Origin of the sequence: Mammaliicoccus sp. A-M4, assembly GCF_022386955.1 — a bacterium.
GTDB lineage: Bacteria > Bacillota > Bacilli > Staphylococcales > Staphylococcaceae > Mammaliicoccus > Mammaliicoccus lentus.
In genome coordinates, this window is record NZ_JAJNHH010000001.1 from 122,815 (window position 1) to 137,160 (window position 14,346).

13 protein-coding genes are annotated in these 14,346 nt (G+C 31.6%); 2 read left to right on the plus strand and 11 right to left on the minus strand.

The window, feature by feature from the left end:
- Positions 1-3: 3 nt before the first annotated feature.
- From rlmN to LQ682_RS00725, 6 genes are all read right to left on the minus strand, one after another.
- Complete coding sequence (gene rlmN, locus LQ682_RS00700; protein ID WP_017000134.1) at positions 4-1,095, minus strand: dual-specificity RNA methyltransferase RlmN; 1,092 nt, start codon at positions 1,093-1,095, stop codon at positions 4-6.
- Between the two features lies 1 nt (position 1,096).
- Positions 1,097-2,407 carry a 16S rRNA (cytosine(967)-C(5))-methyltransferase RsmB gene (rsmB, locus tag LQ682_RS00705; RefSeq protein WP_174700880.1) on the minus strand — a complete coding sequence of 437 codons (1,311 nt, stop codon included), beginning with the start codon at positions 2,405-2,407 and terminating at the stop codon, positions 1,097-1,099.
- Positions 2,404-3,336, minus strand: coding sequence for a methionyl-tRNA formyltransferase (gene fmt / locus LQ682_RS00710; RefSeq protein ID WP_239723702.1), 933 nt, complete (start codon positions 3,334-3,336; stop codon positions 2,404-2,406). Before fmt ends, rsmB begins: the two co-directional genes overlap by 4 nt.
- A complete protein-coding gene (gene def, locus LQ682_RS00715; protein ID WP_017000140.1) occupies positions 3,329-3,817 on the minus strand; it encodes a peptide deformylase in 489 nt (162 codons plus the stop codon). Before def ends, fmt begins: the two co-directional genes overlap by 8 nt.
- A 110-nt stretch (positions 3,818-3,927) precedes the next feature.
- Positions 3,928-4,860 carry an LCP family protein gene (locus LQ682_RS00720; protein WP_239723703.1) on the minus strand — a complete coding sequence of 311 codons (933 nt, stop codon included), beginning with the start codon at positions 4,858-4,860 and terminating at the stop codon, positions 3,928-3,930.
- A gap of 11 nt (positions 4,861-4,871) precedes the next feature.
- A complete protein-coding gene (locus LQ682_RS00725) occupies positions 4,872-6,065 on the minus strand; it encodes an FtsW/RodA/SpoVE family cell cycle protein (RefSeq protein WP_174700881.1) in 1,194 nt (397 codons plus the stop codon).
- A 213-nt stretch (positions 6,066-6,278) separates the two neighbouring features.
- Between LQ682_RS00725 and LQ682_RS00730 the strand changes: the two genes are divergently transcribed.
- Positions 6,279-7,163 (plus strand): c-type cytochrome, encoded by an 885-nt coding sequence (locus LQ682_RS00730; RefSeq protein ID WP_239723704.1) that lies wholly within the window; start codon positions 6,279-6,281, stop codon positions 7,161-7,163.
- A 62-nt stretch (positions 7,164-7,225) separates the two neighbouring features.
- Here the strand turns inward: LQ682_RS00730 and priA are convergent, their stop codons facing one another.
- The 4 genes from priA to gmk all read right to left on the minus strand — a co-directional run bounded on the left by priA (position 7,226) and on the right by gmk (position 11,853).
- Positions 7,226-9,634: a primosomal protein N' gene (gene priA / locus LQ682_RS00735; RefSeq protein WP_239723705.1), complete on the minus strand. Its 2,409-nt coding sequence runs from the start codon at positions 9,632-9,634 to the stop codon at positions 7,226-7,228.
- Positions 9,631-10,833 carry a bifunctional phosphopantothenoylcysteine decarboxylase/phosphopantothenate--cysteine ligase CoaBC gene (coaBC, locus tag LQ682_RS00740; RefSeq protein WP_017000156.1) on the minus strand — a complete coding sequence of 401 codons (1,203 nt, stop codon included), beginning with the start codon at positions 10,831-10,833 and terminating at the stop codon, positions 9,631-9,633. Before coaBC ends, priA begins: the two co-directional genes overlap by 4 nt.
- Before the next feature lie 196 nt (positions 10,834-11,029).
- Complete coding sequence (gene rpoZ, locus LQ682_RS00745) at positions 11,030-11,230, minus strand: DNA-directed RNA polymerase subunit omega (RefSeq protein WP_017000158.1); 201 nt, start codon at positions 11,228-11,230, stop codon at positions 11,030-11,032.
- Positions 11,230-11,853 (minus strand): guanylate kinase, encoded by a 624-nt coding sequence (gene gmk, locus LQ682_RS00750; RefSeq protein ID WP_017000160.1) that lies wholly within the window; start codon positions 11,851-11,853, stop codon positions 11,230-11,232. Before gmk ends, rpoZ begins: the two co-directional genes overlap by 1 nt.
- A gap of 173 nt (positions 11,854-12,026) precedes the next feature.
- On the opposite strand from gmk, the gene LQ682_RS00755 reads away from it, so the two are divergent.
- Complete coding sequence (locus LQ682_RS00755; protein WP_064204063.1) at positions 12,027-13,718, plus strand: Rqc2 family fibronectin-binding protein; 1,692 nt, start codon at positions 12,027-12,029, stop codon at positions 13,716-13,718.
- A 68-nt stretch (positions 13,719-13,786) separates the two neighbouring features.
- Here the strand turns inward: LQ682_RS00755 and LQ682_RS00760 are convergent, their stop codons facing one another.
- Positions 13,787-14,194 (minus strand): VOC family protein, encoded by a 408-nt coding sequence (locus LQ682_RS00760; RefSeq protein WP_017000162.1) that lies wholly within the window; start codon positions 14,192-14,194, stop codon positions 13,787-13,789.
- Positions 14,195-14,346: the final 152 nt, after the last annotated feature.

The window sequence follows — 14,346 nt, forward strand, 5'->3', positions numbered from 1 at the left end:
TTGTTACCTCGTTTCTTCTTTTCGCTCTTTTGCTCTTAATTGTCCGCATGCAGCATCAATGTCTGCACCTTGGTTACGTCTAATTGTAGCATTGATACCTCTTCTTTTTAATTCATTTTCGAATTTAAAGATATCTTCTTTTGTTGTTTTAACATAGTCGCGCTCTGGTACATGATTTACTGGAATTAAATTCACATGGCAATTTAAATGTTTAATCATTTCTGCTAGTTGTCTCGCATGATGAACTTGGTCATTCACGCCTCCAAATAAACCATATTCAAATGTTATACGACGATTAGTTTTTTCTACGTAATATTCAATAGCTTCCATTAATTTATCTAAATCATATGCTCTGTTAATTGGCATTAATCTTGAACGTGTTTCATTATCAGCAGCATGTAAACTTAAAGCAAAGTTAATTTGTAATGATTCATTTGCGAAATCGTAAATTTTTGGAATGATACCTGAAGTTGAAACTGTAATGTGACGCGCACCAATATTTAAACCTTTGTCATGGTTAATAATTTTTAAGAAGCCCATCATTTCATCATAGTTCTCAAATGGTTCACCAATACCCATAATAACAACTTGGCTTACTCTCTCATCAGTTTCATCAAGTGCTTTTTGTACTGTTAGAACTTGAGATACAATTTCTCCCGCTTCTAAGTTACGTTTTAATCCACCTATAGATGATGCACAGAATGTACAACCGATACGACAACCTACTTGAGTCGTTACACAAACGGAATTACCATACTCATGTCTCATTAAAACTGTTTCAATTGTGTACCCATCTTGAAGTTCAAATAAAAATTTTATCGTGCCATCTTTACTTTCTTGTTTAACTGCTACTTCTAATGTAGTGATTTCAAATGATTGAGCTAATTTTTCTCTTAATTCTTTTGATAAATTTGTCATTTCGCTAAAAGAATTTATTCTTTTTACATACAGCCAATCAAAAATTTGTTTTGCTCTAAATTTTGGTTCTGATTGTTCTACTAACCAATCTTCCAATTCTCCCAACTGTAAAGAATATATTGAAGGTCTTTCAAAGTTAGGCATAAATTTATTACGCTTTTTCTGTATCGCGGGCATATTATCTTTCCTTTCTTTTCACTTTAGTAATAAAGAATCCATCAGAATTATAATCTTGAGGGAGTAATTGTAACGTTTTCGTTTCTTGATTGGTTCTTGGGTCTATAAAAGTCGAGAATTCAAAGTCTTTATTAGCTTTTAAAAATGAATAAACAACGTTTTCATTTTCCATTTGTTCAATCGTACATGTTGAATAAACAAGTTCTCCACCAGGTGCTAAAGATTTACTTGCATTTTCTAAAATTTCCAATTGTAAATGCCATAATGCTTCTACATCTTTTGATGTTTTTTCATATTTGATTTCAGGTTTTCTTCTCATTACCCCAAACCCACTACATGGCGCATCAACTAAAATATAATCATAAGTTTGATTAAATGGTTGCGTAGCGTCATGAACATCAGTATTTACATTTTTAAGTCTTAATTTTTTAACATTAAAATCAATCAAATCGATTTTATGTGGATGAATATCATAAGCATCAACTTGACCAGTTTGGTTAAGCATTTCAGCTATATGACACGTTTTTCCTCCAGGTGCACTACAAGCATCTAATACAGTACTACCTTCTTTAACATTCATTATTTCAGCTACGAACATTGAACTTTTATCTTGAACTGAAAGAAGTCCGTCTTTAAATAATCGATCGTTCACTATTGGTTCACCTTTAATGTGCAAACAACGTTCAATATCTTTATCTAATTCGACAGTATAACCGTTACTTTCCAATCTTTCAATAGCTTCTGAAACTGTAATTCTTGTCGTATTCACTCTTACCGTTGTATCAGGAGGCGTTAAACTTAATAAACACATTTCTTTTGTTTTTTCGTAACCAAAATGAGTAATCCAATGTTTTGTTAACCATAGAGGCACACTAGCTTCAACTGATAACCTTTTGTCATCATGTTTAATTTCATCAAATGTTCTCAAAGGTGCTGCCATGAAACTTCTAAGTATAGCGTTTATAGCTTTACTATTATGCAGGTCACCACGATTTTTTGCTATGTTTACGGCTTCGTTAATAATTGCATGATCTGGCACTTTATCTAAATAAACATATTGATACGCGCTCATGATTAATAAACGTTTCATCCAACCTTTTAATTTAGTTTGTATAAAAGGCTCTATTAAATATTCCAAAGTGATTTTTCTTTGTATTGTTCCATATACAAGCTCAGTTAATAAGCCTATATCTTTTTTTGATACAGCTTCATTTTTAATTGCTTCATTAAGCTGTAGATTACTGTATGCTTCACCTGTTAGTACGTCGTCTAATATCGTTAAAGCAACATATCTTACATTATTATTCATCATATTAATTTTGTCCCATCAATTTTGGATTGTAATCCGCTTATATAATCACGTGTTTTTACACGTTTTTTACCTGCTAATTGTATTTCAGTTAAAGCAACGCCATCTTCGGAACCAGTCGCAACAATAATTGCATCTTTAGTCGTTTCAATGATTTCACCTTGTTCACCTTTGACATTCTCAACGATTTCACTACGCCACAGCTTTAAGTTTTTACCGTCCATAGTCGTATAAGCAACCGGCCAAGGTGATAATCCACGAATGTGATTGTGAATTGTTTGAGCATCTTTAGTCCAATCAATTCGTTCGTCTTCTCTAGAAATATTCGATGCAAATGTAGCTAAACTGTCGTCTTGAACAATGCTATCATTAGTACCATTAAAAATAGTAGGTAAAGTTTTCTTCAACAATTCTGTCCCAAGTGTTGCTAGTTTATCGTGAACTTCTCCTACTGTGTCATTTTCAAGTATTTCAACTTCGTCTTGACTAATAATATTTCCTGCATCTAATTTTTCTGCCATGTACATAATCGTAATTCCTGTTTTTTTCTCTCCATTCATAACAGCATAATGAATTGGCGCGCCACCTCTATATTTAGGTAACAATGATGCATGCACATTGATTGCTTTATGTTTTGGCGCATCAAGCAAAGATTTAGGTAATAATTGGCCAAATGCAGCTGTCACGATTAAATCAGGTTTTAAGTTAATGATTTCTTCTAATTCAGAAGAATTATTCAGTTTTTCAGGTTGATATACAGGTATATTATGTTCTAAAGCTACCTTTTTAACTGGCGGTGGTGTTAGTATCTTCTTTCTGCCAACAGGACGGTCTGGTTGTGTTACAACTGCAATTACATCATACTCTTGAATAAGCATCTCTAACACACCTGTAGAAAAATCAGGCGTACCCATAAAAACAATTTTACTCATCCTTATACATCTCCTCTAACTCTTCTTCACTAACTTCTCTCGTCATTTTATCTGTAAACAACTCACCATATAAATGATCAATCTCGTGTAAAATAATTCTCGCAATATCATCATATGCAGTTAATTCTACATCATTACCATTTAAATCTTTACTCTTAACAGTAATCATGACACTTCTTTCAACCTCACCATAAACACCCGGAACGCTGAGACAACCTTCTACATCTGTTTCAGTTTTTTCAGATTGTGTTAAAATAGTTGGGTTTATAAGCTGCAAAATACCATCTTGCTCCATATCAACAAGCGCAACTTTTAAATCAACACCAATTTGTGGCGCGGCAATTCCAACACCATCATTATCAAACATTGTATCTTCTAAATCAGCAATTAATTGCTTTATTGATTCATCAAAATTTACGACATCTTTAACTTCTCTATTTAAAATTGGATTGGGGGCAGTAACAAGTGGTTTTACAGCCATATCTATCGCTCCTTTATAAAAACTCATCGTATAATTATAACTTAAAACAAATAAAAAAGACAGCTATAACTGCCTTTTTAAAATTTTAAAAACACTTTATACAAATACCATTATGTATCTATTTGTAAATTGGTTTTATATTCTTCTATTATAGTTTTCTTAGATTGCTCGTCAGGTTCAAAATACCATATACCATCATCTTCTATTTGATTCATTCCATCTAATGACAATTTATCAATATGATTTGCACCTTTTTTATAGCTTTCATATAAATTTTTAAAATCTCCTGCCGAATAATTCGACTTAACATTTTTTTCGCTTGCTTTTAAAATTTTATTTAATGTTATAACATTTTTACTTTCCGTCACTTTTTGTGACACAGCTTCAATAACTTGTCTTTGCCTCGCTGTTCTACCTTCATCTCCACCAGCACCCTCTTGTTTCCTACTTCTAACATAATCAAGTGCTTGTTTGCCGTTAAGATTAGTTTTCTTTCCTTCTTTAAATGTTGATCCATTAAAAGAAAATGAAGCATTACTTGTAACTTCTATACCATCAATAATGTCTATAATTTCTTCGAATCCATCCATATCAATTGTTATATAGCCATCTATTGGTATGTCAAAATTATTCTTGATTGTATCTATTGCTGTCTTAGCGCCTCCATATGCATAGGCATGTGCTATTTTTTCGTTTCTATCTATATCATTAATATAAACGTTTGTATCTCTAGGTAATGTTAAAAGCTTTGTAGTTTCTTCTTTAGGATTAACTGATGCAATCAACATCGAATCAGTTCTTTGCCCTATATTTTCTTCGTCTCTTTTTTCATCAGTATCAACACCAAAAATTGCAATTGATAAAGGTTTTTTATTTTTAATTTTATCTACGGATTCTTTTTGTTCTTCTTTAGTGCCTATCTTTTCTTGAACATTAACATTGAATTGGTTCAGTCTTGATTTTACATAAATCGTTATTGTTGATCCTATAACCAAGATGATAAACAATGCTATGACAAATTTACCTTTTCTTGTTAATTTCATGTTTTCGCTCCCTATTTATCAGTTTCTAAATCTTTTTCCATATTTATCTTTTTAGTAGTAGCGAGTAATAGCCCAAAAGCAACACTGATACTTAAAAGAGAAGAACCTCCATAACTTAATAAAGGAAGTGTAACACCTGTTAAAGGTATTATTCCTGATATTCCAGCTAAATTAATGAATACTTGTAAAAATAAATAACTAACTACACCTATACAAATTATTTTGTAGTAATTATTTTTAGTCGTATTAGCGTATATAATCCCTTTAAATGTTATATACATATATAATGCTATAACTGCGATAACCCCTATTAAACCTGCTTCTTCAGCTAAAACTGAAAATATAAAATCTGTGTGTGGTTCAGGTAAATAACCTAATTTCATAATGCCGTTCCCCATACCTTGACCAGTAACGCCGCCATTACCAATTGCTAATAAAGAATTAGATAATTGATAACCTTCACCATTTTCATATTTAAATGGTTCCATGATTACTTTAATTCGATTCAATCTGTATGTATTTTTTGTATCAAATATTAATGTGTAAATTAAATAGATTACAAATGGCAGTGAAATCGAACTGAATAATTGAATTTTTACAATATTTTTTATATCTGAATACATTAAAATAAACAATATAATACCAATATTTAATATTGTGCCGCCTAAATCACCTTGAACTAAGATTAAAACTAAACCAAAACCTAGCATAAACAATGGGGGTAATAAAGTTTTAATGTTATATATCCTTGCTTGGGACATTTTTTTATCGATTATGTATGAAAGATATATGATAGAGGCTAACTTTAGAAATTCTGAAGATTGTATGCTGAAAAAACCTAAATTAAGCCAATTTTTAGAACCATTAATTTCACTTCCTAAAATCAAGGTAATAATAAGTAAAATGATGACACCGATAATAATAAATTGTTGAAATGCTTTCGCTTTTAAAGCATCAATGTCCACAAAATAAGCAATAAATAGAACAATTAAAGTACCTACAAATAAAAATATAGATTGCCTGACCATAAAATGATTACTATTAATTATATTTCCATTTGTTAATGAACCCATTCGTGCAGGAACCATACTTGCGCTGTAAATAAATATAATTCCTATAATCCCCAATATTAAATAACAAAATAAAATACTTTTATCCACATTTTTATTTATTTTATTATAATTTTTAAATCTAATTTTATACACCCCACATTCTCAAACAATCGTAACTTTTTTTATTATGTTAGTCAAACATATTTTAGGATAACCTAAATATCATTATTGTTTTATTCAACAAATATATATTGAAATAAACAATGGAATTAAATAAAATTATTTCAAAATATAAAAATACAATTTAGTTAAATTATTGCACTCTGTATTGTATACTAAAATTGCATACAATTAAGGAGGGGTTAAATGAAATATAATAAAATTATATTTGGAACTTTAATTTTATTTGTTTTGATCTTAATTACTGCATGTTCTAACGACGAAAAAAAATCAGAAAAAGAAAGTTCAGTAAAATCAGTTCGGACGACTGACGCTAATACTGAAAAAGGTAAGTTATTACGTAAAGGTGAAGAATTAATGATTTATACCAACTCTAAGATGCCTGAGCATGTTGGAAACAAATTAGCTTGTACGAGTTGTCATGCTCAAGGAGGAAATGGAAATGCTCTTTCTCTAGAAGGTGTCTCTAAAAAATACCCACAATACAGAGACCGTGAAGGTAGAGATGTTTCACTTAAAGAGCGAATTAATGGGTGTTTTGCTAGGAGTATGAATGGGAAACCTATCAAAGAAAATAGTGAGGAAATGAAAGCAATGGTAGCTTATTTAGATTTTATTAGTGAAGACATTAAAAAATCTGAAGCACCAGAGATAGAACAAGCAAAAAATATACCTGAACCTAATGTAGATAAAGGAAAAGAGGCATTCGATAGAAATAATTGTTTATCTTGTCATGGCAATGGTGCATCGAGTGCCCCATTTACAGGACCATCGTTATGGGGACCAGACTCATTTAATACTGGTGCAGGTATGAGTAGATTTTCAAAAATGTATGACTTCATTTACCATAATATGCCTTTTGGTGAAGAAGGAACGTTGAGCAAACAAGAAGCTTCAGACATAACTGCTTATATATTAACGCAAGATAGACCAGAGTTTGTAAATAAATCAAAAGAAAAATTTTATCCAAAAGGTGGAGAACCTGACGATAAAATTTCTGAAAAAGAAAGGGAACAAATATTAAATCATGATTATGATTGGCAGGAATTAGAAGAAGTAAGTTCTAAATAATTGATTTAACCCCTCTAGCTTATTTTAAAGTTAGAGGGGTTAATTGGTGCTATATATAACTTCTACATCATCATTTGAGGATTTATATCAATCTCTAATGATAGTTTATCTTTCATGTATTGTTCGTGATAGTAATCATCTAAGTATTGCAGTGCTGTAAGTAGCCCTGGTTCGCTTTTAAATTTAATAAGTATTTGGAATCTATGTTGGTTGTTAATACGTGATAACGGACTTGGTGAAGGACCCAACACAAATGATTGTGGCGTCACATGTTGTACTAAAATATCATGTATATGTTTCGATGCTTTTAATACTTTTCTTTTATCGAAATGACTAATGGTCAAGTTAACAAGGAAGTAATATGGTGGATATCTTCCTACTTGTCTGAATTTCATTTCTTTTTCATAAAAAGATAAGTAATCATTTTTAGTTACGTCTAGAATAGCGTAATGTTCTGGATTATACGTTTGTATCATTACTTCTCCAGTCTTCTCATGTCTTCCTGCACGCCCTGCTACTTGTGTTAAGAGCTGGAATGTTTTTTCGCTTGATCTAAAATCAGGCAAGTTCAACATTGTATCTGCATTTAGAACTCCGACTAATGTTATATTTTCAAAGTCTAATCCTTTAGCAATCATCTGTGTTCCTAATAATATATTTGCTTCTTGATTTCCAAATGCATTTAACAGTCGCTCATGGGCGCCTTTTTTAGACGTAGTATCTACGTCCATTCGAATAACTTTGGCATTATCGAATGTTTCATATATAAGTTCTTCAACCTTTTGTGTACCCACACCCATTTGTCTAATATGTTCACTACCACAACTTGGACAAGTCGGTGGCATCGGTTCACTATATCCACAATAATGACATTTTAAATCATCTGTTGTTTTATGATAAGTTAATGAAATATCACAATTTGGACATTGCGGTACATGTCCACAATCTCTACATAATACAAATGACGAATGCCCTCTTCTGTTTAAGAACAATACGATTTGTTCATTTTTATTGATTCTATCTTGAATCGCTCTTGTTAATGGTTCAGAGAACATTGAACGGTTCCCTGCTTGAAGTTCTTCTCTCATATCCACTAACGCTATTTCAGGCATTTTTTGCAAATTCACTCTGTCTGGTAATCCTAAATAATGATAAACACCTTTTTCTGCGCGTGCAAATGTTTCTAAACTTGGCGTTGCTGAGCCTAGCACAACAGGACAATTATGATATTCACTTCTCCATATGGCAATTTCACGGGCATGATATCTTGGATAATCTTCTTGTTTATATGTCGATTCATGTTCCTCGTCAATTATAATAAGACCTAAATTTTCAAATGGTGCAAAGACACTTGATCTAGCACCGACTGAAACGCTCGCCTTACCATCTCTAATTTTTTGCCACTCATCATACTTTTCGCCTTTTGATAAGCCTGAATGAAGAACTGCAACTTCATCACCAAATCTCGCTTTGAATCTATTAACCATTTGTGGCGTCAATGCAATTTCAGGAACAAGCATTATTGCTTGTTCACCTCGATTAAGGACGTTTTCTATCGTTTGTAAATACACTTCAGTTTTACCTGAACCTGTGACACCGTGTAATAGAAATGTCTTTGATTCTTCATTTGAAACTGATTTATCTATATTTTCGAAAGCTGATTGCTGTGCTTCAGTAAGTTCTTTATTATTTTCTTTTTCGAATATTCTATTCTCATACGGATCACGATTAACGACCGCTTCATATTTTTCTAACACTTGATTTTTCACAAGTGTTTGAATACTAGAATTTGAAAATCCTTCTTCTTTTAATGTTCTTAACAACACATCCTCATGACGATGCTCTATCAAATAATTTAATACATCTAATTGTTTTTCTTTTTTACTAATAGCTTCCAATATTTCATCTAATCTATCAGTCGGTATAATCCTTACACATGTTGCATACTTACGTGTTAATTGTTGACCTACAATTGTATCTTTAGACAATATATTTTTATCTACAAAATGTTCAAGTTCTGAAACTATTTGCAATTTCTGAGCTTGATCAAAAGTTAAAATACCTTCTTTATTGAAGGTATTTAGCAATTCTGCTGGTAAAGGTTCTGGGTCATTTACTTGATAAATTTTTTGGTATTTTGCTTTTACGGCGCTAGGCAACATGATTTCAAGAGCGGATATACGTTTAACTAAATGAAAATTCGCCATCCATTCACTCAACTTAATCAATTCAGATGTAAGTTCTGGTTTAAAATCTTTAACTCTTATTATTGATTTTAATTTAGAGGCATCTATATCACTAGATAAATGTTCACTAATGTCGATAACAAAGCCTTGGATTTTTCTTGATCCAAAAGGCACTTCTACACGAACTCCAACTTTAACGATTTCTTCAATGTCTTGTGGTATTTTGTAATCGAACATTTTGTCTACATTTTTAGAAGGAATATCTACTACTACATGAGCTATCAAGAATTCCACCTACTTGCAATTTCGTTTAAAATTTTAAATGCTATTTTTTGTTTAGATTCTTTCTTAAATGGTACTCTATCTCCATTAGCAAAGAACATTTCAACTTCGTTATCAGAAGATTTAAATCCAATTTCCTGATTTGCAACATGATTAGAAATAATCACATCAGCATTTTTCTTTTTTAATTTACCCATAGCATATTTTTCTACATTGTCGGTTTCTGCTGCAAAACCAACTAAATATTGATTTTGTTTATGTTCACCTAAATATTTTAAAATATCTGTCGTTCGTTTAAAGACTAATTCAAGGTCACCATCTTGCTTTTTCATTTTCTTATCTGATGTTTCAACCGGGGTATAATCAGCTACAGCTGCTGCTTTAATAATCATATCCATATTATCTTTGTACTGTTTCACAGCTTGAAACATATCTTCCGCACTTGTAATTTGGACGTATTCCACACCTTTAGGCTGAGTCAATTGAGTTTCTCCACTTACTAATATAACTTCGGCACCTAGGTCTCTTGCTGCTTCAGCCAGTGCATAACCCATCTTTCCACTAGAGCGATTTGTAAAGTATCTTACTGCGTCAACTTTTTCTATAGTCGGACCTGCAGTTATCAAAACTTTTTTGCCTTGTAATGAGAAAGTTTGAAGGTTTAAATTTTCTTTAAAATAATCATCAATAATCGTTAATATTGTAATCGGTTCTTCCATTCTTCCTTTGGCTACATAACCACATGCTAAATATCCTTCTCCAGGTGCAATAAATTTATAACCATACTCTCTCAATTTAGCCATGTTCGCTACTATAGAAGGATGTTCCAACATATGAACATTCATCGCTGGTGCGATAAATACAGGCGCTGTAGTCGCTAGTAATGTAGATGTGACCATATTATCTGCTAACCCATTTGCCAACTTACTAATAGTATTTGCAGTAGCAGGCGCAACAATAACAGCATCAGCCCAATCTGCTATAGTAATATGTTGTATTTCACTAACATCTTTTTCGTCAAAAGTATCTGTATAAACATGATTACGGCTGATTGCTTGGAAAGCTAGAGGAGTAACAAATTGTTGGGCATTTTCAGTTAACATCACTCTCACTACGTATCCGTTTTGTGTTAATTTACTTGTTAAATCAATCGCTTTATAGGCAGCTATGCCACCAGTAACAGCTAGAAGTATATTCTTCATTTGTGTACGCCTCCAAATTACAATTATTATTAACACTTATTATACATTCTTTAATTTATACTGTCATGAATTCAATCTATATATTAAATTGAATAAAGTATGTTATAAGCGCATTTCCAGTCCAATCAGCTACTGTCTATATAATAAACAAGGCTGAGACATGATAATGTCCCAGCCTGCTGATATTATGGAGATATTAATCTTGTAGTTTAGCTTGTACTTTATGAGCTGCAATCTCTTCAAGTGCTTGTCCTACATTTTTAAGAGAACGATACTCATCTAATAATAAACTATCAGGATATTCTTGAAGTTCACGTGCTCTCTTTGCAGCTGTTGTTACGATTAAATATTTAGAGTTAATACTATCTTTAAGTTCATTTTGTGCTGGATATAACATTATTTTTTTGCCTCCAATATCATTTTTCTATATCTAGCTTCTACACGTTCTCTTTTCAAATGTTCAGCTTCAACAATTGATTGAATACGTGCTTTCGCTAATTCTACTTCGTCGTTCACGACAACATAATCGTAAAGATTCATCATTTCTACTTCTTTACGGGCTTCAGTAATACGATTTTGAATAATTTCATTCGATTCTGTGCCTCTACCAACAAGTCTTTCTTTTAAATGCTCTAAACTTGGTGGAGCTAAGAATATAAATAAAGCTTCAGGAAACTTCTTTCTAACTTGTTTAGCGCCTTCCACTTCAATTTCTAAAAATACATCATATCCGTTATCCATTGTATCCCTTACATATTGTACAGGTGTACCATAATAATTACCTACATATTCAGCATACTCTATAAATTGATCATCGGCAATTAAAGCTTCAAATTCTTCTCTTGATTTAAAGAAATAATCTACGCCATCAGTTTCACCTGGACGCATATTCCTTGTAGTCATTGAGATAGAATATTTAAAATCGGTACTAGGATCATCAAAGATTGATTTTCTTACTGTTCCTTTTCCGACACCAGACGGACCTGAGAGAACAATCAGTAACCCTTTTTCTATGTTCATGTCAAACGACCTTTCCTAATGAATACTAACGATTTATCATCATTTTGTTTTTTATATCTTACCATACTTCAATTCTGTATGGCTAGAGAGGTTGTAAACTTTAAACAGAAATATACTCATTTAATCCCTTACATGTTACAATAAATTGACTTTTTAAAAAGGTGTGAATGCAAATGGCTTTTGATGGCTTATTTACAAGAAAGATAGTCGAAGATATACAATCGCTCGTAACTGGGCGAATTCATAAAATAACAGAACCAAGTAACGACACTATTATTTTAACAATTCGTAGTGAAAGAAAGAATAATCATCTATTATTATCTACGCATGCTAATTTTAGTAGATTTCATCTTACTGAAGAAAAACTAGAGAATCCTTTTGATCCACCGATGTTCTTAAGAGTTTTAAGAAAACATCTCGATGGTGGTATCATACAGGCGATAACGCAAATTGGAAATGATAGATTAGTTGAAATCGATATTCATTCGAGAGATGAAATTGGTGACTTAAGAAAACGTACCCTCATTTTAGAAATAATGGGAAGACATAGCAATATTATTTTAGTAGATGGTGAACGTAAAATTATAGATGGGTTTAAACATCATACACCAAATACAAATACTGCTCGTACGATTATGCCAGGTTTTAAATATGAATATCCACCTACAACTAAGAAAATGAATCCTTTTGAAGTAGACGATATTAATAAATATATTGATTTTAATTCTGGTAAAATTGATAGACAATTACTTCAACAATTCGAAGGATTTAGTCCACTTATCACAAAAGAAATTGTATCTAGAAGACCGTTCATGAACCAAAGTACGCTTGTAGAAGCATTCGATGAAGTGATTAACGAAGTAAAGGAAGAACCTAAGCCAGTCATATATAACAACCACTCAACTGGTAAAGAAGTTTTCTATTTTATGCCTCTACATTCTTATGGACAAGACTATACAAGTTTTAACACATTGCATGAATGTTTAGACCGTTTTTATGAATCTCGTGGAGAACGAGAACGTGTAAAACAACGTGCATTAGACTTAGTTAAAATTGTTGACCAACATTTACAGAAGAATAAGCATAAGTTAGAAAAACTTATTAACGAACAAGAAGCAGCAAGTACTAAAGATATACAACAATTATATGGTGAATTGATTACAGCAAATATGTATCAAATAAAACAAGGTGATGAATCGTTAGAAACAATTAATTATTATAATAACGAGCCTATTACTATTCCTTTAGATCCAACTAAATCACCTTCTATGAACGCACAATATTATTATAAACAATATAACCGTTTAAAAACGCGTGAAATAGAATTAGAAAAACAAATTAAACTTACTCAATCTAACATTCTATATTTCGAGTCATTGGAACAACAACTTAAACATATTTCTGTTGAAGATATTGACGATATTAGAGAAGAGTTAGAAGAACAAGGATTTGTAAAAAGACGTAAAAATAATAAAAAGAAAAAATCTAATAAAATTACTTTAACAACGTTTGAATCATCTGATGGTCAAACAATATTATTAGGTAAAAATAATAAACAAAACGATTATCTTACACATCGTATCGCAAGAAAGAACCAACTTTGGTTCCATACTAAAGATATTCCAGGTTCACATGTTGTTATACAAGATACAGAGCCTACAGAAACAACGATAAATGAAGCGGCAATGATTGCAGGATATTATTCAAAAGCAAGTCAATCAGGTCAAATACCTGTAGACTATACTGAAATTAAAAATGTACACAAACCAAGCGGAGCAAAGCCAGGATTTGTAACTTATGATCATCAATCGACGCTATATGTTACAACTGACTATGATGATATAAAGAAATTATTAAAGAAATAATTCATCAAAATAAAGTTATAAAAATAGCAGTGAAAATTCCACGTTGATGGAGAATTCACTGCTATTTTTTATTGATTTTCTGGCAACGCTAATTGGAAATTAACGCCGTATTTATCTTGTACCCATGCGAATTCTCTAAAAGTTGGTGGTATTTCTGTTTTAGGCATTAAAATAGCACCGCCTGATTTTAATTCTGAATATAAGGTTTCCATTTCCATAGCAGTATCACAAGTAACATATAAAGACATTGCTGGGTTCATTTCAATATCTACTCCGTTACTTTGATCAATCGCCATAAAAATTTCACCGTTTATTTTAAATATAGAATGTTGTACTGTTCCAGGTTCACCTGGCCCTTCTTCGTCATACTTAACCATAGTTAGTATTTCACTATCTTTAAAAATAGATGTATAAAATTTAATAGCTTCTTCCGCTTCACCATTAAACATTAAAAATGTTGTTATTTTAGGTATCATTGGTTTCACTCCATTAACGTATTTAAATTGTTTCTTTTATCTTATATAATGAGTATAATCATTATAAGGTTTAAAGACAAAGGAGAGATATTATGTCATTGTCATTATTATTACCGGTTGTCATCTTATTAGCAATCATCATTATAGGTTAT

Excerpts from the sequence above, each read along its gene's own strand:
- rlmN (WP_017000134.1), bottom strand. The coding sequence starts at position 1,095 with ATGCCCGCGATACAGAAAAAGCGTAATAAATTTATGCCTAACTTTGAA.
- rsmB (WP_174700880.1), bottom strand. The coding sequence starts at position 2,407 with ATGATGAATAATAATGTAAGATATGTTGCTTTAACGATATTAGACGAC.
- fmt (WP_239723702.1), bottom strand. The coding sequence starts at position 3,336 with ATGAGTAAAATTGTTTTTATGGGTACGCCTGATTTTTCTACAGGTGTG.
- def (WP_017000140.1), bottom strand. The coding sequence starts at position 3,817 with ATGGCTGTAAAACCACTTGTTACTGCCCCCAATCCAATTTTAAATAGA.
- LQ682_RS00720 (WP_239723703.1), bottom strand. The coding sequence starts at position 4,860 with ATGAAATTAACAAGAAAAGGTAAATTTGTCATAGCATTGTTTATCATC.
- LQ682_RS00730 (WP_239723704.1), top strand. The coding sequence starts at position 6,279 with ATGAAATATAATAAAATTATATTTGGAACTTTAATTTTATTTGTTTTG.
- coaBC (WP_017000156.1), bottom strand. The coding sequence starts at position 10,833 with ATGAAGAATATACTTCTAGCTGTTACTGGTGGCATAGCTGCCTATAAA.
- rpoZ (WP_017000158.1), bottom strand. The coding sequence starts at position 11,230 with ATGTTATATCCAGCACAAAATGAACTTAAAGATAGTATTAACTCTAAA.
- gmk (WP_017000160.1), bottom strand. The coding sequence starts at position 11,853 with ATGAACATAGAAAAAGGGTTACTGATTGTTCTCTCAGGTCCGTCTGGT.
- LQ682_RS00755 (WP_064204063.1), top strand. The coding sequence starts at position 12,027 with ATGGCTTTTGATGGCTTATTTACAAGAAAGATAGTCGAAGATATACAA.
- LQ682_RS00760 (WP_017000162.1), bottom strand. The coding sequence starts at position 14,194 with ATGATACCTAAAATAACAACATTTTTAATGTTTAATGGTGAAGCGGAA.